The organism is Halovulum sp. GXIMD14793, from assembly GCF_054457435.1.
Genome location: NZ_JBTLNE010000139.1, coordinates 1 through 548 on the forward strand (window position 1 = coordinate 1; position 548 = coordinate 548).

The following is a 548-nucleotide window of genomic DNA, read 5'->3' on the forward strand; positions in this document are numbered from 1 at the left end:
GCATAGAATGTCCCCTCTCGTGACATTTGCTTTGCAAATGCACTGCCGGGCAATGGACGGGGCAATCGGCAGCACCCTGCAGATCGGCTCGACCCCGTGGACCTCTCGATACTCTTCGATGAAGCCGATCATCGCTTGAACGGGCGGTCGAGCTCCGTCCCGCTGCGCGGCAGTCGCCGCTTGCGGCGATGAGAACGGGGGCAAAATACGCTGATGCCTTCTTCAGGATCTCATTGGCTTGGCGCAGCTCCCGAACCTCCCGCTCAAGATCTTTGATCCGATCCTTCTCGGCACTCGTCAGGCCGGCCCGCTCTCCGGCATCACGTTCCGCCTGCTGACACCAAACGCGCAGACTCTCCGGAGAACAGCCAAGCTTCGGCGCAATCGCACGATAAACCGCATTATCGCTGATGTACTCTGAGCGGTTCTCGCGGAAAAGCCGGATGCCGCGTTCACGCAGCTCGGCCGGATAAGCGGGGGTATGTTTCTTCTTTGTCATAAGGCTCACCTTTGAACCAATCACTCTCCGGTAAACCCGGGGCGGTTCA

General features: G+C 59.3%; 1 pseudogene and 1 other annotated feature. The pseudogene reads right to left on the reverse strand.

Annotated features, from left to right (window positions below):
• A pseudogene (locus tag ACW9UQ_RS18730) lies at positions 1 to 499 on the reverse strand (transposase); the annotation flags it as partial.
• Positions 58 to 169: a sequence feature (AL1L pseudoknot), on the reverse strand. Its footprint overlaps the pseudogene before it by 112 nt.
• Positions 500 to 548: the final 49 nt, after the last annotated feature.